This is a genomic window from Flavobacterium weaverense, assembly GCF_003688495.1.
GTDB classification, from domain to species: domain Bacteria; phylum Bacteroidota; class Bacteroidia; order Flavobacteriales; family Flavobacteriaceae; genus Flavobacterium; species Flavobacterium weaverense.
The window spans coordinates 166,527-191,540 of record NZ_REFH01000011.1 but is presented as its reverse complement, the minus strand read 5'-3'; the positions used below and the strand labels follow the sequence as shown (position 1 = coordinate 191,540).

General features: G+C 29.9%; 17 protein-coding genes and 1 pseudogene. 6 read left to right on the top strand and 12 right to left on the bottom strand.

Translation table 11 applies throughout. The annotated features are described in order from the left end of the window. Positions 1-44: 44 nt before the first annotated feature. Positions 45-785, bottom strand: a complete 741-nt coding sequence (locus BC961_RS12985; protein WP_121926283.1) for a DUF3891 family protein — start codon at positions 783-785, stop codon at positions 45-47. A 1,034-nt stretch (positions 786-1,819) separates the two neighbouring features. Between BC961_RS12985 and BC961_RS12980 the strand changes: the two genes are divergently transcribed. Continuing rightward, the gene (locus BC961_RS12980; protein ID WP_317126976.1) at positions 1,820-2,116 is read left to right on the top strand and encodes a transposase; all 297 of its coding nucleotides are present in this window, start codon (positions 1,820-1,822) and stop codon (positions 2,114-2,116) included. Between the two features lie 354 nt (positions 2,117-2,470). Continuing rightward, complete coding sequence (locus BC961_RS14745) at positions 2,471-2,620, top strand: hypothetical protein (RefSeq protein ID WP_170151319.1); 150 nt, start codon at positions 2,471-2,473, stop codon at positions 2,618-2,620. A 112-nt stretch (positions 2,621-2,732) separates the two neighbouring features. On the opposite strand, the pseudogene BC961_RS14870 reads toward BC961_RS14745, so the two are convergent. After that, a pseudogene (locus BC961_RS14870) lies at positions 2,733-3,383 on the bottom strand (SOS response-associated peptidase). A gap of 753 nt (positions 3,384-4,136) precedes the next feature. On the opposite strand from BC961_RS14870, the gene BC961_RS12970 reads away from it, so the two are divergent. Both BC961_RS12970 and BC961_RS12965 read left to right on the top strand, forming a co-directional pair. Continuing rightward, positions 4,137-6,527 (top strand): TonB-dependent receptor, encoded by a 2,391-nt coding sequence (locus BC961_RS12970; RefSeq protein ID WP_121926281.1) that lies wholly within the window; start codon positions 4,137-4,139, stop codon positions 6,525-6,527. A gap of 74 nt (positions 6,528-6,601) precedes the next feature. Then, positions 6,602-7,660: a PepSY-associated TM helix domain-containing protein gene (locus tag BC961_RS12965; RefSeq protein ID WP_121926280.1), complete on the top strand. Its 1,059-nt coding sequence runs from the start codon at positions 6,602-6,604 to the stop codon at positions 7,658-7,660. A gap of 536 nt (positions 7,661-8,196) precedes the next feature. On the opposite strand, the gene BC961_RS12960 is transcribed toward BC961_RS12965, so the two are convergent. The 10 genes from BC961_RS12960 to wecB form a co-directional block, all read right to left on the bottom strand. Then, entirely contained in the window at positions 8,197-8,895 is a 699-nt protein-coding gene (locus BC961_RS12960; RefSeq protein ID WP_121926279.1) for a WecB/TagA/CpsF family glycosyltransferase, read from the bottom strand. A gap of 241 nt (positions 8,896-9,136) precedes the next feature. Next, on the bottom strand, positions 9,137-9,616 hold the full coding sequence (locus BC961_RS12955) for a VanZ family protein (protein ID WP_121926278.1): 480 nt from the start codon (positions 9,614-9,616) through the stop codon (positions 9,137-9,139). Positions 9,617-9,704: 88 nt separating this feature from the next. Next, positions 9,705-10,784, bottom strand: a complete 1,080-nt coding sequence (locus tag BC961_RS12950) for a glycosyltransferase family 4 protein (RefSeq protein WP_121926277.1) — start codon at positions 10,782-10,784, stop codon at positions 9,705-9,707. A 47-nt stretch (positions 10,785-10,831) separates the two neighbouring features. Further along, complete coding sequence (locus BC961_RS12945; RefSeq protein WP_170151318.1) at positions 10,832-12,232, bottom strand: hypothetical protein; 1,401 nt, start codon at positions 12,230-12,232, stop codon at positions 10,832-10,834. A 14-nt stretch (positions 12,233-12,246) separates the two neighbouring features. Next, positions 12,247-13,236 carry a glycosyltransferase family 2 protein gene (locus BC961_RS12940; protein WP_121926275.1) on the bottom strand — a complete coding sequence of 330 codons (990 nt, stop codon included), beginning with the start codon at positions 13,234-13,236 and terminating at the stop codon, positions 12,247-12,249. Positions 13,237-13,248: 12 nt separating this feature from the next. After that, positions 13,249-14,394, bottom strand: a complete 1,146-nt coding sequence (locus BC961_RS12935) for a polysaccharide pyruvyl transferase family protein (protein ID WP_121926274.1) — start codon at positions 14,392-14,394, stop codon at positions 13,249-13,251. Then, complete coding sequence (locus tag BC961_RS12930; protein ID WP_211331322.1) at positions 14,391-15,929, bottom strand: MATE family efflux transporter; 1,539 nt, start codon at positions 15,927-15,929, stop codon at positions 14,391-14,393. Before BC961_RS12930 ends, BC961_RS12935 begins: the two co-directional genes overlap by 4 nt. Positions 15,930-16,065: 136 nt before the next feature. Beyond that, the gene (locus BC961_RS12925; RefSeq protein WP_121926273.1) at positions 16,066-17,076 is read right to left on the bottom strand and encodes a nitroreductase family protein; all 1,011 of its coding nucleotides are present in this window, start codon (positions 17,074-17,076) and stop codon (positions 16,066-16,068) included. 87 nt (positions 17,077-17,163) lie between these two features. Further along, positions 17,164-18,378, bottom strand: a complete 1,215-nt coding sequence (gene wecC / locus BC961_RS12920; RefSeq protein WP_121926336.1) for a UDP-N-acetyl-D-mannosamine dehydrogenase — start codon at positions 18,376-18,378, stop codon at positions 17,164-17,166. A gap of 180 nt (positions 18,379-18,558) precedes the next feature. After that, positions 18,559-19,680: a non-hydrolyzing UDP-N-acetylglucosamine 2-epimerase gene (gene wecB / locus BC961_RS12915; protein WP_121926272.1), complete on the bottom strand. Its 1,122-nt coding sequence runs from the start codon at positions 19,678-19,680 to the stop codon at positions 18,559-18,561. An 846-nt stretch (positions 19,681-20,526) separates the two neighbouring features. Here wecB and BC961_RS12910 point away from each other — a divergent pair. Together BC961_RS12910 and BC961_RS12905 are read left to right on the top strand one after the other, a co-directional pair. Further along, positions 20,527-22,398, top strand: coding sequence for a polysaccharide biosynthesis/export family protein (locus BC961_RS12910; protein ID WP_121926271.1), 1,872 nt, complete (start codon positions 20,527-20,529; stop codon positions 22,396-22,398). 2 nt (positions 22,399-22,400) lie between these two features. Next, positions 22,401-24,779 carry a GumC family protein gene (locus BC961_RS12905; protein ID WP_121926270.1) on the top strand — a complete coding sequence of 793 codons (2,379 nt, stop codon included), beginning with the start codon at positions 22,401-22,403 and terminating at the stop codon, positions 24,777-24,779. Positions 24,780-25,014 lie beyond the last annotated feature (235 nt).

Sequence of the window (25,014 nt, the reverse complement as noted above, 5' to 3'; positions counted from 1 at the left end):
TTTATTTTACCTAGTTTTTTTGTAGTCCTATAAGATGTCTTTCGTTATTTCGAAAAAATAAATTCTTCTCTTTGCACTGGAGCTTCGCTACAAATTTTATTAAATTCTTCTACCGAAGCAAATTTTAACTGTTCTACAATTTTATATTCATAAAAAACAGTAAAGGAATTCTCTTTAAAGACCCAAGGCTCTAATGATATGATCTTTTCATCTTTATAAAAAACCTGATTTATATCTCCATCGGGACTTTCAGATACTTCCATTTTTCTACCTTCAGGTTGAATTTTATCCAAGCAAATTAGCAAAGAAAATGCATCGCACCATTCAACTAATCTATATAAACGTTCCGAATACTTTTTATCAATGTTAAGGTGCTTTAGTATTTGTTTGCGATTAGTTTCTTGTTCCTTTAGAAATGAATTTAGCTTAGAATCATTTTCCTCATTAATGCCACCAAAAATAAAATTTAAATGCATAGAGGTTAATAGAGCGTTTAACTGGCATTTTGAAGTAGCTAGCTCCATAACGTTTAAATATTGTTTTAGTTCAGTCTTACTTGAATTATCGCTTACTAAAAAATTTCTAGGTGCTCCAGCGTCAGTTAGATTTTTATTTTCTAAAGTTTCTGCAACACCATCATCGTGTTCCGCTATTGCGATAAGTGTTGGAACAATTACATCATTAGGTAATTTAATGTCATATTGGTACGCAATCATAGCAGCTAGGAGTCCATGAGAGCGTTGCGTAATAATTTTCCAACCTTTGTTATGTGATGCTACAATCATACTCGCATGCAATTATTGTTAATTATTAAAATATACTTTCTTAATTTTGTGAACTATATATGAGGAAGGTAAGTTACTACTTATTTCCACAAGAATGTATTAGTAGATAGAAAACTTAAAATTTTCAACAGAATCTAAATTTAATTTAATATGCACAAACTATCGTGTTTTAAGTGCAATATGAAAAGCTCTACATAATTTTGAAAAATATGAGAAGTTTAAATAAAGAGATTTTTAGTATCATAAATATAAATTGAAGTCAACAATTTAAAAGCATCTAGAACATAGGTGAGAGGGGATGCTTTTACAAATGTGTTTGGATGCCAGCAAAAACAAATAAAACGTAAACTAATAATTTCATGCCTCTTACATTTTGGAAGATATTTTGAATGATGAAAAGACTTACAGAAATTGAGCAGACATTTATTTACTCTTTTTATAAACTATTATAGGAATTTAACTTTGAATAATAATTAGTAAGTTCCAACTATTAGCTTTCACTAATATACCAAAGAAAAACAGATTGTAAATTTCTTTATTTCATTAAAAATTTATAACAAACTAAAGTTTTAAAGTTACTCCGTTGATAATATGTTTTTAATAATTTTTTTCATTTTTTACTCTGCGATCTCTTTATATTTTTATTACACTATATTATAAGTTTAATAAAAAAAATGATATTTTAAACAGTAAGTATATCAAACACAAACTTTTTCAAATCTTAAGCAGATAAATAAATATTTTTTAATCGTACCGCTTTAATGCAGTTAATAGATATACGTCATCGTAAAAAAAAAATAATTTGAGGATCCATTTTGATGTTATGAAAGAGGATTTCTGAAAAGTAATTTTTGGACATTTTTTTGCTTACTATATTGACAATTAGTATTTTTAAGTACTAAAATCAATGATTATGTAGCCAATTTTCTAACATAATTCTGTTCATCAGCAAGAACTTTACATTAAATTTATATGATTTAATTTTAGGAAATCATTCAGCGAGTTTAATTTATTAAGTAGTTGAAAAGTTAGAAATATCTAAAATTATATCAAAATATAACGGTGGCGAAAGATCCAATTATTATCCTAAAATGTTACTTAAAATACTATTCTATGTTTATTTAAACAATACTTATTCATGTAGAAAAATAGCCAAAGCTGTAGAGCAAGATATTTATTTTATGTGGCTTTTATGTGGTTTACAACATTATTTCAGAACAGGTAATGATTTTAGAGGGCAAAAGGCAAAAGATAATGTTGAAAAATTATTTAATTATATGGCGGTAATGATGGTTGATGTAGAATTGTTAGTTTGGAGAAGCAATTTATAGATAGGACCAAAATAGAAGCGAATGCACATAAATTCAGTTTTGTTTGGAAAATATGAGTTGAAAAATAAAAAGGATAGACTTCAGTCAAAAATAGATATTGTTTTAGCAGAAATTGGTTAAACAATCGAAACAGACCTTGTACATACCGACAATCACAACCACAAGAAAATTGATAGTCAGAAATTAGAAGAAAACATTCAAGCGATAAATAAAAATTCAAAGACAGAATTTTTAAACAAACAGCAAAAAAAAGTTGTTCAGAAACTAGAAAATGAATAACTCCCAAAATTAGGACTTTTACTTAATGCACACAAAATAGACGTGCTTTATGGATTAATAGATGAACCATTGTTAATGAGTGTAAAACTCTACTTGCTAGAATTGCTAAATGACAGTGAAACAGAAATATATCATTTTGGTTATGCCCCGGATCAAACATCTGACGGGCAAGATGATTTACTATATGAAGGAACGTGGTTTCGAAAAATTGTAAATGAGAAATAAGTAGGCGCTGATATGGATTATGATTCTGAATCGATTAAAAAAGCTTTCTATAATTTGGTTTCAAGTTCCCAGCCAGACTGGTGTTCAATCATGGCTGATGCTGGTGAAGAAATTACTGAAATAACGATAGAATTGCAGTGTAGGGTGGTGTTTTGGTAACTATTAAGTTTACTACACAAGGAAATGCAAACTGGTGTAACAAAGCTTGCTGTAGACATTTTTGCTCATCTTCTGGATGTAAAATAACTGGCATTCTCTTTTTAATTTTGTGTATTTCTGCCATCAATGAATTTGTTTCTGTGGTGATAATTGTGTAAGAATTACGAATTTCGCCTGTAGTAATGTCTTTCCAGTGGGAATAAAGTCATGCAAAAGCAAAGATGTCTTCATTACCAATTCCTATTTCATACTTGACTTTATTTTTTCCTTTGCAAACCAACCACTACCACTCATAAAACCCATTTGCAATAACTAGATATCTTTGGTTGGTAGCATCTCTAAAAGATGGTTTATCGTAAATAGTTTCAATTTTTGCAGTCAAGGTCATCGCATTGATCTGATCGTCTTTTGCCCAAAGAAGTATAATACCCCAGTTATAATGTTCAATTATTACTGGTTTTTCATTGGTAATAACAGGTGTTTTTGGAAAATCAAAACCATTAATGTGTTCGTGAGAATCAAAATCTTTTTTGTCCCTTATCTCTGCATTAAAACGTCCTTCAATTTGCATGGCTATTTTTGACTGTATAGTGTGGAAGCACATTTCTCCAATTTTTTTTGTATTGTACAGTTATTGTTTTTAGTTTATAGGCGTATATTGTTTAGCTAAGATTTTTGGGGAACTGTATCACCTAGAATAAATATTTAACACGTAATAATTTTAAATGTTACAGGAATAATTTTGTTGTAATTTTCATTTGGGTAACGTCATTTTATCAATTGATTTAGGAATTGTTGGTAATTAATTCTGCGAAATGTTTTCAATGATTTTGAAATTAAACTAAAGAAATATTCTTTGTCTTAACTATGATATTCAATTAGTTAAATTAATCTTTTTTACCTCATTCAATTCATTTTTCAATTCCAGACACCTATACTAAAGCTTACATATTTTTTGAGAAGTCCATTTTTAATAATTTTTGTATCAGTATTTTATATTTCGATAGTGCATTAACATCCCAGACTTAAAAGAATGTTTCAAAGCATTGATTTATGTAATGGATAGAAAATAATTTCATTAGTAAAAACCTCTTTCCTATCCAATTTTATTCATCTCTTTATTATCACTTTTATAATGTTTTAGGACGTGAATAATTACTGTTTTATAATATTAATAACAATAGACTCATAAATTATAAAAATTAGCAGGGTAATAATTTTAGCTAAATCTATATTCTAGCTAAATTATTGAAATTGTGAAACTTAAAATTATGTGAAAATTTATTTTATTTTTTGTTTTGATATTTAAAATTAGATTTTACCTTTGTTCTTATTTAAACTAAATAAAAATAACAAAATGAAATTTATTATATTACTATTTACAGTTTTTAGTACTACACTTAGTTTTTCCCAAAATTTAATTGTGAAGGGAACGGTTACAGATGATAAAAACAATCCAATAAAGGGAGCAAATGTTGTTGTGAAAGGGTTACAAAATCAAACATTTACAGATATTAGAGGAGAATATGAGTTAACAATTGAGAACGAAAACAATTCAATTATAGTTTTTAGTCACATTGGTTTTAATACTCAGAGCCTAAAAGTCAACAGAGCAAATAAAACGACAATTATCCTGAATATACGTCTCGAACCAAGCTTTGGTCAATTAGATGAAGTAATTATTTCTTCTAGTAGAAATTCAGAGTATTTATCTGAAATACCAGCTTCAATAACTGTTGTAAGTGCTAAAAAAATAGCACAATTAACTCAAAACACTACAAATATTACTGATGTGCTAGAGGCTACTGTTCCTGGTTTAGCAGTGAGTACAGGAACATTCTCAAATTGGGGACAGACATTAAGGGGTAGGTCGTTACTTACTATGGTCGATGGAATTCCGCAATCTACCCCATTAAGAAATGGGCAGTTAGAAATTAAGTCTTTTCATCCCAATGATTTAAAGAGAGTTGAAGTAATTAAAGGTGCTACTTCGATTTTTGGAAATGGAGGAGATGGAGGTTTTATCAATTATATCACTAAAGTTCCTAACTCTGTAAAAAAATTGGAAGGAACTACTAATATATGGGGGACAAGTAATCTTGCTAAGTCTAAAGATGCTTTAGGGTATGGAATTCATCAATCTTTTACGGGAAGTATAGATAAACTAGGTTATTATGTTAGTGGAAGTTTTGAACAAACTGCTAATAAGTATGACGCAAAGGGGAGACCTTTATTACCTACATACGCATTAGATAATACCAAAATATATAGTGTTTTTGGTAAAATGATATATCAAATTGACACACGTCAAAGTATAACCTTGAATGGTAATATATTTAAATCAGCTCAAAAAAGTCCTTTTATTCCAGTTGCAGGGAGTATAGTTGTGAATAATAAAGAAGGAGATTTTACAGTAAACGCTGGTTATGGTATTGAAGGTTCAATTGCAGGGGAGAAGCCAACGGGAACTAGATTGATAAATTCTCGTTTGCAATATAGATACGATGGTATTTTTAACGGCTCTACTAACTTTGAAACCGATGTGTACTATCAAAATACGGAAAATATATTCTTTTATTCTGATAAGTTTGAAAATGGCGGACAATCTGCTATCAACTCAGAAAAATTTGGAATAAGACCTAATTTTGTTTCTAAAATAAATACAGGAAATGACAAATTAGCGCTGTCAGCTACTTATGGTATTGACTTACTTAGAGACAGAACGAATCAAGGTTTGCTTGATGGAAGATTATGGGTGCCTAATACAGTATTGTGGAGTTCCGCTTACTATGCACAAACCAGCCTGAAAATTGAAAAGGATTGGGTGCTTAAAGCAGGATTTAGATACGACAATATGAATATCGACATCGCAGATTACAGTACGTTACCATATTCTCCTAAAAGTGATGGCAATTTTAGTTCATCAGTATTTGTAACAGGAGGTAAATTAAAGTTTAACAATGCTTCGTATAACTTAGGGGCAAGATATATTGCAATTAAAGAGTTTACACCTTATATAAGTTATTCTCAAGGGTTCTCAGTAGCTGATTTAGGATCTGTATTAAGATCTGCTACTGTTGATAATATAAATAAAATTAAATTGGAGCCATCCGTAACTAATAATTATGAGTTTGGATTTATTTCTAATTTGAGCAGGTTTAGATTAGAAGCTGTTGGTTACTTTAGCACATCTAACTTGGGAACTAGTTTAGTATTAAATAATGAAACTAATAATTTCGTTCCTTCGTCAAAACCACAAAAGATTTTTGGAGGCGAATTCTCTATCGATTACCAGATTATTACGGGCAAGTTATTTGTAGGTACTTCTTATTCTTATGTTGAAGGAGTAAAGTATGATAATAAAACTAAGACTTCATTAAGCTTTCTAGGAGGAGATGTTATCTCTGCCCCTAAGTGGACTGCCTATGCTACATGGGAACCTACTGAAAAAATAAGTACTACAATACGAATGGTAAATTTAGGTGATAGAGATCGATTTGATCCTTTTTTAAATAGTAAAAACGCATGGGAGTTCAATCATACTGAAGTTCCAGTAAAAGGATATACTACTGTTAATCTATCTATTTCTTACCAAATTAATTCGAAAATTACTACTTCATTAGGAATAAACAATCTATTTAATGAGTACTATTTACCAGCAAGATCTCAATGGTCTGCACCATTAAAGACATTTATAACGGCAGGTGAGGGAGCAAATGCTAAATTAAGTTTGGCTTACAGCTTTTAACTAGTAACTCATCTTATTGTAAAATTTTGAGCCCAATGTACTAGCTACATTGGGTTTTATAAAAATTTAAATTTTTGAAAAAAACAATAAAAATCATAAAATTCGTCCATTTATGGTTAGGATTAACTTGTGGACTTTTAGTTTCTATATCGGGAATAACAGGTGCATTGTATGTATGGCAACCTGAAATAATAAGAGCTTTAGACTCTGACCTATTGCTTGTAACTGATGGTAAATTACCTGCAGAAAATGTAATTTTAAGTACCGCTAATAAAATAGTAAAACAGCATAAAAACCCACAATATATGTTCTTGCCGTATAGGGAGCAACAAACCATTTCTGTTATCAATAAAGAAGGAATAACTCAGTATTACCATCCAGAAACAGCAGAATTATTAGGAGCTAAAACAAAAACTATAATTTTTTTCGAAGACCTTTTAAATATACATCGCAGTTTAGGTATTCCAATTATAGGAAAGTATATTGTAGGCACAAGTTCAATTGTTTTTTTCTTGTTTTTGTTGAGTTCAGGAGTTTTTCTTTGGTGGAGGACCTATAGTAATAAATTAAAAAAAGGGCTTTACATAAAATGGAAAGCCAAAAAGAAAAGACTGAATTACGATATTCATAAGACTGTAGGAATATTATTTTTTATTCCTTTAAGTATTATTGCGTTCACAGGAGGCTATTTTACCTATCATCAGTTGTATAAGAGCGGGTTTAGTATTTTGGACACTGCAGATATTACTTCGCCTAAAATAGGAGAAACTTTTACTGTAGATATGGCTTTAGCGGAAACAAGCAGTTCGTACTATTTAAGAGCCGTTTACTTTCCAACCAATGATAGCAATAATTTTAAATATCGTTATGTAAATCACCGAGAAATGACTTCTGGGCTAAGAAAAACAAAAGAGATCACAACCAATGAGAATAATATAATTACTAGTTTTTCTGATCACAATTCAGACTTGCTTAGTGAGAAAATCACTGCACAAATGTATGTGTTTCACTTAGGCGAAATCGCTGGCTTTTTAGGAAGATTTTTAATTTTTTTATGTGGGTTTGTTCCTTTAATTTTATTTATTACGGGACTTAGATTTTATTTTTCAAGTAAGAAATTAAAGAGGTGTTGATTCAATAATAGTTTACTCGTTGTCGAAAACTGAACACTCTGTTTTCTAAGGGGGATGAAAAAGTATTTGAGCGATCTATATATGAGATATCTAAATAATTTTTCCACACCGGGATTAATATCATTAATTAAGTTTTTAGGGGGAAGTTGTAGGTTGCTTCCTCATTCTCCGAATTGTTCTTGGACATTTAAATTATAAACTTTGATAGTTCAGGAATTTCTTGTTGAATCGTAGTAGTGATCTTTATGATGTTTTGTTCTAATTGTTTTTTAGTTTTCATAATGTCATTTGTGTATTATGATTATACTTGTTTAATACATTAAAATTTATGCGGCGCTAAAGTTGATCGTCACTTCAAGTCAGCTACCGTTAAATTTTGTTTTTTTTATTAGTTTATAAATAGGTGTAATTAAATTTTTTCATATTCAGCAAAAATGGTATTCGTATAATATTTGATCATTAAAAGGAATCTTTGGAGAGATTAAAAACCTTACAACATCTATTAAATGTTTATGATACTTAAGGTAACTTTATTATTAAAATTTGTTTATTTGTAATTTATAAAAAAACTCTACCAAGTGAATCTGTCTACAAATTCTTTTAGGTTGCTTTACTAAACGGTAAGCCCATTCTAAATTATTTTTAACCCACCACTTTGGTGCTCTTTGTACTGCTCCGACAAAGACGTCAAAACTTCCACCCAATCCCTGGTATACTGCTTGATGTTCTTTCTGCATTTCGTGCATTAATAATTCTTGTTGAGGGGTACCCATTGCCACAAAAACAACATCAGGTTTCTTTGTTTTTATATCATTAATTAATTTTTTTTTTTCAATTTCACTTTTAACAAAACCATTGCGATAATTAGAAATCGTAATATTTGGATAAACTATATTAAGTTTGGTCACCACTTTCTCAATAATCTCTTGGCTGCTACCAACTAAATAAAAGGTTTTCTCCTTGTGGTATTGGTGAATTATGTCCAGCCACAATTCACAACCTGGAATTTTCACCACGTTTTTCATTTTCATTTTTTTCAATGCCCAAACTGCTCCAATTCCATCGGGATATCCAATATTCTGGTTAATAATCGTTTTCAATTCCTTTTTAGCATTTAGTATTTTTTCGGCATTGATTGCAATAAGCATTTTCTTTTCCTGAAAAGCAAAATCAATTAATTCTTTACGAAAAGTAGGGGCATAGGTTGTAATATCATTTAACTTTTTATAGTTCATGTTTGTTATATTTTATTATAGATAGTTTGTTTTTTAATACCTATTTAATTTGATGAATAGTTTCATGTATGTGTAAAGTCAGGTAAAATGAGATTAATATTTTCCTAGTTGTGGTAATCGAATTGGTTTTTAGTAGGTTTAGTTTGTTATACTATTAGCCAAAGTCCAATGAGTTAAAAAAGCCCCCCGATTACTATAGACAAAATCCCAATTGATATCCAGATGTTATTTTTCACATTATTCATTGTTTTAGGTCTTTGTATCCTCTTAAATTATTTTTAGTAATGTAAGTAGGAAATATATTTGTTTGACTTCTAGTAATTAAATAACCTACAAAGCCTCCTACCGTGTTCAAAATAACATCGTCAATATCGGCCACACCAATATTAAATAGGTACTGAATAAATTCTATAAAAACACTTGTAAAAAGGACTATGGACAAGAATTTTTTTAAGACATATTGTTTATTGAATAGCTGCTTTAGTGCAAATGAGAAGGGCATTAATAGCACAATATTTCCAAATAACTCTATTAAGAAAGAAAGTAACTTAACGGATTCATAACTATCAGGGTCTTTAAAAAAATAAATAACTTTATGAAAAGGGATCCAATTAATTATACCTTTAAAATCAGTATTTATGCGTTCACTTAAAAAAAAAACTATATAGAATAGCACAGTTAAATAAAGCGTAGCGAGATAAAATTTAATTTTTTGGGACATTATAAACAGATATTAAGTAAAATGAAATTATAGTTAAGTATTCAATTGCAGTAAATTGATTTAGAAAGTCAATGCCAGTTATGATCAATTATTTTGCAAAAGGTTGTATTAAAACTAAAGAAGTAGTAATATCTAACTCAATATTTTCAGCAACTTTGCTCGCCATAAATCTTTTTTTAGCATAGCAATGATTAAAGTTTGCTATCTTCCGGGTTAACTGTGAATCAAGAAGATATTTTTCTACTTCAATTGCGAAGTCATTTGGATCAAAACTAGTCACTAAAGCGCCCATCAAATGCTGTTTAAAAAAATCATTCAATCCGCCAAGAGGCCTTGTGATAATTGGCATCCCAAATGCCATTGCTTCTAGCACAGATGTTGGCATTCCTTCACTATAAGAAGGTAAAATATATAATTCAGACTTTTTAAATTCATTAGCGATTTGTTCTCCAAATAGTTCACCTTTAAAAGAAACATTACTTAATTTTAATTGTAATACATATTCTTTTACCTCTTTCATGTCGGTACCATCACCAACAATTACTAAATTTAGCTGTGGAAATTTTTTTTGAATGATAGCAAAAGAATTAAGCACAATAAATATTCCTTTAGTTCTTATTATTCTTGCAAGAAAAAGTATTGAACTTATTTTTCCTGTTCTTGATTCTATCTTGAAATTTGATAAAAGATTATCGCTAACTTTTGTTGTTGTAATTTTTATATTGGTTTTGATTCCTATTTCCAACAATTGTTTTTTGAAACTGGAAGCAAGAACATATATGAGTAAAGATTTGTTATAAGTTAAATTAAAAAGAAAAGAGTTCTTTTTTAATTTAACAGCACAGAGTTCATCCCAACCATGAAAAAAAGTCACTACTTCAACTCTTAGTGTTTTTGCTATTAATAAATATATACCATCTCTAATTAGTTGATATGATCTTAAGGATGGATTAACGATTACTATATCTGGTCTGTTAAAAATAAGTTTAAAAATATAACTAAGAAGATCAAATCCAAAAGTGACTATTGCTGGTAGTTTTTTCCTCTTACCATAGAAATGATATTTAACATCATGTGTCCAGTGTTCATTTAGTCCCAAATAATGATTAGCGACGCCTCCAATTAATTTAAATGATGGGGTAAGAATAATTATTTTTTTTTGTTTCATATTTGATAAGTTAAATAGAGAGCTAGTTTATTTTTCAAAGACGAATATTATTCGCTACCCTTTGAAGGAAGTGTTTTTCTAAATGTCACCCCCAATACCCACATAAAGGATAGAGATATAGCGCCAATCATTGATGAGACAAACGAATAAGTATAATAATCCAATAAAATAATAATAATGATTAATAAACTTGTTAAATAGAGTATTGTATCACGTTTTTTAAATTTTATTATATTTTTTCTTAGTAATGTGACAAATAAGCTGATAAAGAAAAGAGTGTAAAAGACTACTCCAAGGAAGCCTACTTGTAATAGCATTTGCAAAAATCCGGTTCTAGCTCCATAACCTACTCCATATTTACTTTCAGTAATTTCATCTGAGGTTTTACCGTTGGTATATTCATTGTATTCGGATTTTACTAATTGTCCAGCTCCAAAACCAAAAAGCATTTTTTCACTATTCTGAGAAATTAATAAATTAGTCAAGTAAGCAGGTGCTTCAGATCTGCCAATAAACCCTCTTCCTTGTTTTTCACCAGCTGTATATTCCTGAGAATAATTAATAATAAATTCATAATCAAAACTACCCCCAACTTGATTCTCAGGATTTAAGGAAGGCATGATTCTAGCAGAAGTATATACTATTAAAAAAACTAAAAGGAGCGAGGTAGCAATTTTTTTACCGATATTGATAGTGCTTTTTTTTACTTTTAGATTTATTAAATAAATTGCAATAAAATAGATCAAAGGAAAATAGAAGATGGTTGCCCTTTTTCCACCTGTTAGTGAAAAAATAAAAAAGCCGACTATGCCCAATAAATATTTTTTTTCTGATTTGAGCAAATAGCTCACGATGCAATAAGAAGCGCCAAACAATGCGAAAATAATAGTAACACTACCTCCTTGATTTATTATAGTGCCTATAAATTCTTCTGCAATGTTGCCTAGAACAGCAACTTTAATCATTGCAGAAAAAATTTGAGATACAAATAAACAGAAAACTAATTTGGTTAATAAACGTTCCTCTTTTTTAGTAAATAGAGTATTAGTTAAGGCATAAAAGAAAAAAAATATTGGCAAGAAGTCTCGATAAAACAGGATTAGTTGGATGAATTTCAAGCTGTTTAAAAGGTATGAAAAAAGAGCTATAATTATAAATCCTACTACTATTATTATTGACGGAAAATGGAATCTTTTATTCTCAGGAATAATAAAAGTTCTTATAAATATAAAGCCTACTAATGCTTCCATGATTAATCTTGTATAGGTCGTCGAGAATCCAAATAATTCTAATGTTCCGCCTGAAAATGATATGATAAATAAAATACCATATACAAAAACCTTAGAATCCAATGAATTTTTAAAAAACCAATATATAACTGGCAACACTGACAGGTAGCATAGTATGATCTCGGGATGAGAAATGATATTAAAATGGCCTTCTTTCATAAATTAGGATTTTATTATAACACTCTCTTGTAGTCGAGAGTTATTTTTTTTGGATAAAACATTAAAAAACCAATCCAAAATGAAATATCTAATAGACCTTGCAGAATTAATCTTTTGAAAAAATATATTAGTTTATTTTTAGAACCTTTCTCTTTTTTAGTGTGCATAAATACTCTGGACGTGAGAACAATAAAAAATATAGCACCCACCAAGAGTATTCTATATTCGCTAATTATAGATAAAGCAAAAACTAGTAATAAGATAGCACTATATTCTGATCTAATAATTTTTTTTAGCTCTACAGTATTAAGAAAGTACTCCCTAAACATTAGTCCAGGATAAAGTCCATAGCCATTCCATAACATACTCCACATTCTACTTTCATCTCGATAATCGATGGTATGATGTACTGTAATATGATGCGGAAGTCTAATTATTTTTATTTTTTTATTTCCTAATCTCATTGACAAATCAAAATCTTCATTAATTTTAAATTTTGTATTCATACCTTGGACTAGAGACCAAACTTCTCTTTCTATTAAAAATATTCCACCTGTAAATTTTAATTCCATATTAGAATTAGGGAGGTGTTTGTTATAGGTTCTTGGAAAGACACCTAAGAGAACATCATTTGCATCATAAATACAATCGTTTAGATGGCCTGTCAGACATTTACTGATAAGATTTTTTTCACTATCAAGCGCATAATTTAAGAATTGTTGGTCAAGCTCCATGTCGCCGTCTACAAAAAAGAGAATATTACCCGTAGATTCTATGGCTCCAATATTCCTAGCTACTGCAGCATTTTTTTTACCTGTAACTAAATATATTTCTATATTTTTAAAAGCAAGCGCTCTTTTTATACTATCATCCGATGAATAAGAGTCTACATATATGACCTCAAACTGTATGTCTTTATAGTTGTTGATAAGAATCTCAATACTATCCAGGCATTTCGTTAATCTCCAACTTTCATTTTTACCTATTATAATTATACTTATCATACTAAAAAAATATTACTTATTTAAATTTACTCTCAAAAAACTTGTAGACTTCTCTCTCTCTTCTTTGAGAATAGTATTTACTAACGGCCAGTTTATTTGATCGAATATTAATTCATCTGTAATATCATTTAAGTCAGTTATAAGCCTATTCTCCAGCCCAAACAATTTCAGTAGCGAGTAAAATCTAGCGACTCCTCTCTCCTTATTTCCTATTGCAATAAAGGGTTTGTTGAATAATATAGAGAATACACAACCGTGAAAAGAATCAGTTATTACAAACTTTGCGTCCTCAAAGCCTTTTAACCATTTTGTAACACTTGGTAAAATGCAATCTTGAATATTTTTATAACTATCTCTTTTTAATTTGTTTTTAGCCATCACAGTAAACGAAATTAAATCGAGTTTTCCCTCCACTTTCGATATTAAGACATCTTTCTCTTTGGAGCTATCTAGAATGTAAAGCATTAGGGTGCCTAGATTATTAGGTTCATTTTCAGCCTTTATTAATTTAGTGTAAGTGTCTACTTCTATCAGCATCGTTGGATCAATATTATGGACCGCTTCAATGTCAAAATGTTCTTTGCATAACTGAACTCCAGATTTCTCTCTGACCGAAACAGCATCGAATTTATGGATTAGTTTTTTACACAATAGCGTATCTTTGCTATTAAATTCCCATTCTGATACCCCAAATGATGCGGCGTAAGATATTTTTTTTACAACTGATGAATCTTCAACAAAGTCTAAAAAATAATTCAATATGTTTGGAGAATATTTAGGTCTCCATACTTGATCACTCCCAACCAGATAACCGTCGAAATTTAGACTCTTTAGTTTTCGCATTACTTTATCACTATTAATAGGTAAGGTGATAGGATTGATATAAGTTTGCTTAAAATAAGTTGTGTTTTCATTAATAATATTTTCTTCAATTAAACTGGGTTGAAAAATTGAATTCGGACGATTTAAAATTTTTCTTGTAATTAAAAATCTTTTAACGTTTAAAAGAATGGTTCTTACAAGAGATGATTTTTTGTACTCTCTATTTATGATCCATGCATCATGGCCTAAACTTTTAAGTACGGATTGCATGGCGTAGGCCTGTAGAAGGCCACCATAATTATTAAGTAAAGGTTGTGTAAGTATTCCTATTTTCATTTTTTAAGTAATTTAAATTTTTTATTTATCGAAGAAATATTACTTGCTATGAACTCTTTTTCTTCTTTTTTTAGTCCAAAGAAATATATTATGGTTAGTGTTGTTGAAAATAAAATTAGATTAAGGAAAATAAAATTATTGAAGTTGTTTTCCGAGTAATTATTTAATAAAAGCAAAATAGTCAGAGGACCAATTGATATAAAAAAAATTGGTAGAAGGAGATCTTTAGTGAATCTAACTTTCGGAATTTTGAGAATTGGACTAATAATAGCGATTCGGGCAAACAATGAAGTAATGCTTAATGCTATATAAACATAAAAAGTCGTTTGAGGCGGATATCCAAACTTCAAAAAAACGTAGGAAATAGGAACGATTAGTAATAATAAGCCTCCCACCACACTTTGGTATAACTTAATTTTACCTGTAGCTTGTACTCCTGTCATTAAAGTGCCAGAGATTGAATTTATTAAAGTATTAATTATAATTAATCTGCAAAATACAGTAGTATAATCTGGAACTTTACCTAGCCACCAATGAACAATTTGTGGAGTACTTAGAATGAGTGGGAGACTTATTAACAGCATTAAATAATAAGATAGTCTTGCACCGGTAAAAACAAGTTTAATCATGTAATCATAATTTTCCGCCGCATAAGATTTAATGATCTGAGGATTCATAGCGGTTTGAAAATTTATTAGAAAACTGCTCAACGCATAATTTACTTGATAAGCAATACCTTTAGCGGCGTTAACCATTGGTCCAAAAAAGATATTCAATAGTATATCAATTCCTGAATTGAAGCCAACCGAAGCGATATTACCCCATAAGTTCCAGGATGAATAAGATAACAATGTTTTAAAAAGACACTTATCCCAAGTAAATATGTAACAACAGTCTTTAATATTTCTTTTGGTATACTGTCCATAAATAATTCTTATTATAAATGACACGGAGAATATTAAAATTGCATAAAGTTGTAATTTATCATAGCCAAAAGCTTCTAAAATAAATACTGCTATTAACTTTAAAACCACCTCAAAAACACTTATTAATGCAAAAACATTCATTTTTTCATATGTAATGATCGCAGCATTGTATGGTACACTTATTATGTTAACAATAAATGTAAGTATAGAAAACTGATAGACCCAATTAGCTGCAACTAATCTTTCGGAAGGGATTTTCAGACTATTATTTAACACCCATAATCCGATAGTTTCGCTAATAATTAATATTAGTACTGCAATAATTATGTGAATATTGACGCTCATACTAAAGACCATCTTTATTTTTTGGGTGTTTTTAGCTCCTAGTTCATAGGATAAAAACCTTTGTGTTGCGGACGACATTGAAGAGTTTAAGAAAGAAAGGGAAGTAACCACCCCAGCAACTAAATTATAGATACCATAATCTATTACACCTAAAACATTAAGAATAATTCTCGAGGTGTATAATGTGACAAGCATTAATACTATCATTCGTGTAAACAACATGAACGTATTTTTAGCTATTCTTTGATTATTTGTTTTATTCATTCTTTCAGTTTAAAACACTTGTTAAGGGAAATGCAGTTATCAACTCAAAAAAATAATGTAAGTTTTATTACATAATGTTGAGGAACCCTACTAAATTTCGTTTGTGACACCAGTTGTAATGTTTTAATTTCTCGGATTAATCAATGACCTTAAAAATCTCCTTAAGACTTCTCCTTTTTGACAAAGTAATCCTAAATTCATTTTGAGCTACTCCAACAGGTATCATGCATATTATTTTCTCAGATTGTGGAAGAGTGACATAGTTTTGTAATAGTTTTTCATCACGAATAAGTTTGCCCCAATTTGCAGGACAATTTGCAATTTTATAAAAATGTAATGCATATAAGAGATTCATTAAAAAAATCCCTCCATCAATATAAAATTGATTGCGTTCACCGACAGTATAAAAGTAATTTCTATCAGATGTAACAATTAGCAATTGCACTACATTTTCTGAATATCCTGTAAAACCACCTTGAATTTTTAATATTTCGTCAATTTTAGATTTATTTTCTATCAGATATACTTTTGATGCCTGTCTATTACATACTGAAGGAGCATTTGAAGCAAGAGATATTGCTTTCTCAATTAAGTTTCTTTCGATTTTTGCACCGGTATAATTCCTAACACTCTTTCTAGACCAAGAAAAACTCTCAAAATCTTCATTGTTTTTTTTATAGAATTCAGATCTATTATACTCCACTACGCTGTTAAAAAGTGATTTGTTTTTATATCCTATTAACGATTTATAAAAATCATATTGTTCTTGGGTATAAAACTCGCTGATATTTGTTTTTAGATCTTCATGGACTTCATAGTACTGACACATGACCCTATATGCGACCTCTATCTGGCTAGAAGCGATTGTACTAATAATTTGTTTGTCTGAAAGTAAACTATGTAGTTTAATTACTCTGTGTTTAGCAAATTGTGGCTTAATTTTTTTAAATAAAAAGCCTTTTTCTATGCTGTGATACGCTAATATTATTAGAGCCTCTTTGTTCTTAAAATTATTAGCTCTAAAAACCGTAGAATATCTCATAAATAATTTTAAATCTTCTTTGAAGTTTAATAACAATAATCTTAAATTTATAAGGTAATATATATTATGTATCCCTAATATTTTTTTCGAAATCTGTTTTATCATGTGTTTTTGATATTTTATTATTTTAAATCTTGAAGATATAATACATCTCTTTGAATTGACAGATTTGTAAAAACGTAATAAAACTATTTACTCGTTTAATGATCCACAAAAATCCAATATGATTTTGTCGCTAGCAATTTCTAAATTTTTAAATTCTTTGTGATTTACTAGGAAAACAATTATATCAGCAGATGAAGCAGCTTCTATATAATTTGATAGTTTAAAGACTTTATGTTCACTGATATTTGGTTCAACAATGAAATATTCGCCGTTATTATCATTGTGGAGTATTTTTTGAGCAATATATTTCGCTGGAGATTCTCTTAGATCATCAATATTTGGTTTAAAAGCTAAGCCCATTAAAGCAATGCTAGGTTTTTTTCCGTATTTTAACTCATAAGCAAGTTTGGCCGTTTGAACTTTTTCTGCACACCAAAAAGATTTATAATTATTTACCTCTCTGGCAGCACTTATTATTTTTGATTCTAAAGGATAATCAGCAGCAATAAAATAAGGATCAACTGCAATGCAATGTCCTCCAACACCGCAGCCAGGTTGTAAAATAGTTACTCTTGGATGTTTATTCGCTAGATTAATCAATTCCCAAGTGTTAATTCCTGCTTTATCACAAATTAGGGAAAGCTCGTTTGCAAATGCGATTTGAACATCTCGTGATGAGTTCTCAACTAACTTACACATTTCGGCAGTTTTAGCATTAGTGTGATGTAGCTTTCCTTTGACAAACCTTGCGTAGAACTGAGCTGCTATTAGTGTAGATTTTTCATCTATTCCGCCAATAACTCTGTCATTATGTACTAATTCATGCATAACATTCCCTGGTAAAACTCGTTCTGGACAGTAAGCAATGTGTAGTAGATCTTTTAATTCTGGACGTTCACTATAAATTAAATTTTTTATTTTTTCAGTAGTCCCAATTGGTGAAGTTGATTCTATAATAAATAGATCTCCTTCTTTCAATATGGGGATTACTCCCATAGTAGCGGCTTCTACAAATGAAATATCTGGTTCGTTTTTTCCTTTAAAAGGCGTGGGTACAACAATTAAATAGTTCTTTGCAATAATTGGTGTTGTTGCTGCTTTAAGATAACCCATTTTTACAGCATTTGCTACTGCAACATCTAATTCAGGTTCTATAATATGTATTTGACCTTTATTTATTGTATCAACAACGGTTTGGTTAATATCTACTCCGTGAACTTGGATGTTGTTCGACGCTATTAAAGCTGCGGTAGGTAAACCAATATAACCTAAACCTATCATTACTACTTCTGACTGTGTCATTGCTATTTTATCTGTTTTATTTTTCTTTTCTTTTAACACGTTTAGAGTTAATAGTTTTATTCTTATTTACGAAAATGGTTCTCGATGTATTTTTGTCCTATTTCATTATATAATAGATAGTCCTCCAGACGTTTTTTTTTTTTTGATACGTACATATCCATCATCGGCTGATGACTTTATTTAGTTCTGTAGTTCTGAGATGAAATTTACAATACGCTCGCAAGCGTATCCATCACCATAAGGATTATGCAACTGACTCATGCTTTGTAAACGTTCTGGATTGTTTAAAAGACTTAAGGCTTCGGTAACAATCGTTTCTGTGTCAGTGCCTACTAATAGAACCGTCCCTGCTTCAACGGCTTCTGGCCTTTCGGTCGTATCTCTCATTACTAAAACTGGTTTACCTAAACTTAGCGCCTCTTCTTGAACGCCTCCGCTGTCGGTTATAATAAGCTTAGCTCGATTCATCGTCCAAATAAAATCTTGATAGGCTAGTGGGGCTATTAACAAAATATTTGTCACTTCTGATAAAATTAATCGGACAGGTTCTTGTACTTTAGGGTTAAGGTGAACAGGGTAAATAATAAAACGTCCTTTGTTGTCTTTTGCAATTTTTTTTAAGGCGTCGCAAATTCTAATAAAGCCTTCTCCATGATTCTCACGACGGTGACCCGTAACTAAGATGATCTCGCTGTTTCCAATTGTTTTTGAAATAGATTTTATTAATGTGCTGGGATTGTTATTCACTTTATCTACGCTTTGTAACAAGGCGTCAATAACAGTGTTTCCTGTCACTAAAATTCTTTCTTCAGGAATGTTTTCAATACGCAAATTTTCTTTCGATGTACTTGTAGGTGCAAAATGATAATCAGATATACGCCCCGTTATCTGTCGATTCATTTCTTCTGGGAATGGGGAGTTTTTATCGAATGTCCTTAAGCCAGCTTCGACATGACAGACTTTAATTCCGCTATAATATGCAGCAATACTAGCAGCCATTGAGGTAGTAGTGTCTCCATGAACAAATACAAAATCTGGCTTAAAATCATCAAGGACAGGTTTCATATTGGTAATGATTTTTGCTGTTAAATCGAACAGATTTTGATTTGTCTTCATTAGATCTAAATCGTAATCTGGAATTACCTCAAAAAAATCTAAAACCTGGTCCAACATTTCTCTATGTTGAGCCGTGACGCATATTTTTGTCTCGAAAATATTAGTATGTTTCTTAAACTCTTTAATTAGAGGCGCCATTTTTATAGCTTCTGGTCTTGTGCCAAATACAATTAGTATTTTCTTCATTTAAATTGAAAATTAATTTGTGGTTTTAGTAGTGTTTTCTTTTGTTTTTTAACAAAAAAGCGACCCTATTTAGATCATTAAAAATATTCCTTACTACAACTTCACCAGACCTATTATATTAAAGGAAGCTCTGCATTATAAATTGACTTTATTGATAAATCGTAATTAGTACCCCTATCTGATCCATGTTTACGGTAATACATTTAGTTTCCATTTTTTTAATTTCAACTTTTTTATCCTCAAAACCTTGAGGGGTAAGAATGTATTGCAGTGTACAATTTGTAACTTTTATGGCGCGATACTTATTTTATAATCCATAGTGCTATTGAATAAATTCATTATCAGATATTACCTCTGATTTTCCAAAAACTTTATTTAGATTTTCATAATCTACAATTTCCAAAAACATAGGATTTAATTAATAGTAACACCCTTTATTTTCCATGTCAAACCATTTTCTAATTTCAGAGAGCTGAACGCATAAGGTATATAGGATTCAAAATCCATTTTTATAACGATAGTGGCTTTTTTCTCTTGCTGAGGCTTATAATAGGTAGAACAGCAGGGCATTATTAAGTAATTTTTGTAAGCAAAACTATGTTAATGGTTTTCTAACTTCTAAAAACTTTTGCGGCATTAATTAAACGTTGACTTTTGCATTTAATCGGCAGTTTAAGGTTAATAAGTGAAATTTAATTTTCGTTAATACGCTATTGCGTATGTTTACTATTTTTTTTTAACATTTTAAAGCATTTATAAACCTATACATACCACTTATTACTTATAATAATAAAGTGTAATTAAATCAATATAATTTCGCCTTTTAACCCATTTTAAAACATAGAAGTGCTAGAAATTGTAAAGTATTTATCAGAAAATTTTAAGCAAGATTATTGGATTTTAATAACTTTTCTTCTTTCTTTGAGTTCAAGTTTTGTGATATTCCCAGTCATTATATCGTTATGCTATCAAAAGAAATTAATGGTTGATGCAAATGAGAGGAGTTCACATTCGCGAAAAACTCCTACTTTAGGAGGTGTGGGTATTTTTATAGGAGTTACTTTAGCTTTGTCGCTATATGGGTCGATATACCAAAATGAAATATTTCCTGCCTTAATAGGTTCGCTAATCATGTTGTTCTTCTTGGGAATTAAAGACGACATCCTTGTTTTATCAGCTAGAACTAAATTCACAGGCCAATTAATAGCTTCTCTTTTCATAATATTTGTCACGGAGCTTAGAATTGATAGTTTTCATGGAATGTTTACTATAAACTCCATTGGATATCTTTCTTCTGTCTTAGTTACTCTTTTTACTTTTTTAGTAATTATTAATGCCTACAATCTCGTCGATGGGATTGATGGTTTGGCAGGTGTGATTGCGATAATTTTTTCAATTGTTTCAGGGATTATTTTCTATGCGCTTGGGGAAATATACCTAGCTACAGTTTCATTTTCTTTAGTTGCTGCCTTGCTTTCGTTCTTATATTATAATTTTTCTAATAAAAGAAAGATTTTTATGGGAGATACTGGATCGTTGATTGTTGGTTTTCTGATCGCATATCTTAGTATATCCTTATTGTCATTTTCAAATTCCCCTTTCTTTAATGGTTCAGTAATAATCTCTCCTATCATTATAATTTCACTCTTTTTTTATCCTTTACTGGATACACTACGAATTTTCATGATTCGAGTTTTCGTGTTAAAAAAGAGCCCTTTTTTAGCGGATAAAAACCACATTCATCACCGCTTTCTAAGTCTAGGGTTTAACCATTGGCAAATATCTTTATACGTAGGAATGGCTACATTTTTATTGGTTTTCGTGTCCTTTTTAATAACGGATTTATCAGTAAATGTCCAACTATTGATAGTAGTCATTACTGGATTATTTATTTTCATAATCCCCCATATTATATCTATAAAAGAAATGAGAATTCGATTAATTAAGGTGTTTACTTTTTTTATACTTCTGTATATAGGACAAAGTGTTTTTGTTTCCTGTACGACCAAGAAAGATGTTTTGTATTTCCAATCTCCTGATAAAATAGAGTTTATTTCTCATTTGCCTATGGATCAAAAAATTGAGACGAATGACATAATTTCCGTTAGAATTAGTTCACTAGATATAGAATCATCTAGAGTTTATAACGCAGACCTTTTACAGAGTACTACTAGTACCCCTACTACATCTGAAGGTATAAAATTGAAAGGGTTTCTTGTAAATAATGAGGGGAATATTACTTTGCCAGTTTTAGGAGTTATTGCCGTAACTGATAAGTCTACAAGTGATTTAGAGTCATATTTGAGCACTAAATTAATTAATGAGGGGCATTTGAAAAATCCTAATGTAGTTGTTTGGAACTTGAATTCAAAAGTAACAATTTTGGGAGAAGTTAAGGTTCCAGGAACATATTCGTTTTTAGAAAAAAATCTTACGCTTCTGCAGGCCTTAGGTTTGGCTGGTGATTTAACAATAAATGGTAAGCGAAATGATGTACTATTAATCCGCCAAGAAAACGGAGTTAAAAACATCATTCATATTGACCTGACTTCGACTAAATGGTTTGATTCAGAGGCTTATTTTATTAAGCAAAATGATGTCATAATTGTAAACCCAAATTACTCTAAAATTAAATCTGGTGGAATAATAGGGAATACAGGAACAGTAGTTTCTTTAATCTCATTGTTATTAACAACTTATTTACTACTTAAAAAATAATCATGCCAAAAAATAACCTTAATGATCAAACAAACTTTAAATCAGAGCTTTTTAAATATATGTTTTATTGGAAGCTATTCATATTAACAATAATTTTATCTTTTATAGTATGTTTTTTTTATATAAAATATAAGAACCCTGTCTTTCTTACAGTTTCGAAGATAAAAATAGTAGGAGATGATAAAAGTTTAAAACTACCCAGTGATTTTTTATCCTTAATGGGGAGTAATTCAAAGATAAACCTAGAGAATGAAATAGAAGTTTTAAACTCAAAGCGTTTATTTGAGCCTATTATTAGAGAGCTAAATTTAACTACTAGGTATTTTTCTGAGGGAAAATTTAGAAATACGGAGCTGTGGAATACAAGTATAAGAGTAAGTTCTTTGGCTAATAACGATTCTATTTTTGAGACTTTTTCATTTAAGATTACGACTGATATAGATGGATATCTAATTAATACTAATGGAAAGAATATCTTTCTAAAGGGTAATGACGTAAAAGCGATAGTTGAAGGTCATGAACTTTTAATTGAATCGAAACTTGGCTCTGATAGCGGGGCAGAAAGTACTGAATATATTATTGTAATTTCATGTTTTCGAAGTGAACTGGAAAGCTCGATGAAGAAATTAAATGTAGAGGCTGTTGGGAAAGAGAGTGAAGTATTATCTGTTTCTATTAAAGATGTAAATACCAACAAATCGGAAGCATTTATTAATAAAATTATTGAAAATTTTAATCAAGATGGGATTAATGATAAACAATTAGTTTCTAAAAAAACAGTTGAATTTATTGATTCAAGATTTAAATTTTTGACTCACGAACTTGATAGTATTGAAACTCAGAAAAAAGAGTATAAGCGCTCGAATAATTTAACTTTCATAGAAGCTGACACTAAAGTAAATGTGGAAACAAAAGCTTCTTCCAGTGAAGGTGTTTTTAAGGTAGAGACGCAAATTGCCTTGTCTAATTTACTAAAAGATGCATTAAATAGTAAAACTAGGTTTTCTATATTGCCTGCCAATATAGGCTTAGATAATCTGATTTTAAATAGTTTAATTAATGATTTTAACACTTTAGTATTACAAAGGGATAAATTATTAAAAACTGCCGGAGAGGAGAACCCTAGTATGAAATACGTAGAGTCTCAAATTATAACTTTAAAAGATAATATTAATCAATCGATTAAAACTTATAGTCAACAATTAAATGTAGCTCTATTACAAGAAAAAAATAATTACAGGGAATCTAATGGTTTGGTGGCGAATTTACCTATGAATGAAAAGGTTCTTAGAGGAATTGAAAGACAGCAACAAATAAAAGAGAACCTATATTTAATTTTATTACAAAAAAGAGAAGAATCAGCAATTTCTTATGCAGTTACGGCTCCTTCAGTAAAAATAATTGATTATGCTAGTTCAGGTATAAGTCCTATAGCACCAAAAAAGAGTGTTTTATATTTAGCAGCATTAGTGGCAGGCTTATTTATTCCATTTGCTTTTTTGTATATTTATTTTCTTTTTGATACAAGGATTAAATATATAGACCAAATAAAGGTTTTAAGTCCTAAAGTGCCAATTATTGCAGAAATTCCATTTTTCGAAGGATTTAATGTGTTTAAAGATAAGAACGACAGGTCAATTCATGCTGAGGTCTTCAGAACATTAACATCGAATGTTAATTTTTCGCTTCCGTTAAAAAAAGATGATGGGCTAGGAAATGTTGTTTTAGTTACTTCATCGATAATGGGTGAAGGCAAAACTTTTATTGCTAGCAATTTAGCATTAGCACTTTCAAGTTATGATAAAAAGGTTTTATTGGTAGAGGCAGATATGCGAAAACCTAAAATTGGTTATGCTTTACAAATGGAAAGCTCCGAAAAAGGATTATCGAGTTACTTAAGTGATGTGAATATTAACTGGAGAGATTTGATTGTTAAGAAGGGAGTCTCTAGTGCACCTTTAAAGGTACTTTTTGCTGGTATAATCCCTCCTAATCCCTCTTATTTATTTTCAAATGGACGCCTAGATAGTTTAATTGATGAGGCTAAGAGTGAATTTGACTATATTATTGTCGACTCTGCGCCCACAATTTATGTAAATGACACCTTTTTAATTTCACCCTTGGTTGACCTATCGATTTATGTAACACGGTTTAATTATACAGAAAGAGAGCTTTTGAAGTATTCTAAAAAGATAAATAAAGATAGTAAATTACCGAATATGGTTTATGTTTTGAATGGAATACAAAACAAGTCTAATTTTAGATATAAGTATAATTACGGATATGGGTATGGCTATAGTGAAATTGAAAAAGACAGCAGTTTTAAGCAATTTTATAACGATCCGTTAAAATACATAAGTAAATATATTGAAGTTAAATAGCTTTTTTTTGAGCTTCTAATTTAAAGTAAATCTATTTTGGACTTCAAATTCTATATAATAAGGACCATAGAGATTGGTTTTTTTAGATACCTGAATTAATAATTATAAATTATGTAAACGGATTACAGCTATCCAGATAATACGTAATTTTATAGGGATAATATTAATAATTTGCAATAAAAACTTCAGACTTAAAGAGGGTATATTTTCATAAAAAAACAGCTCCAACACTTAT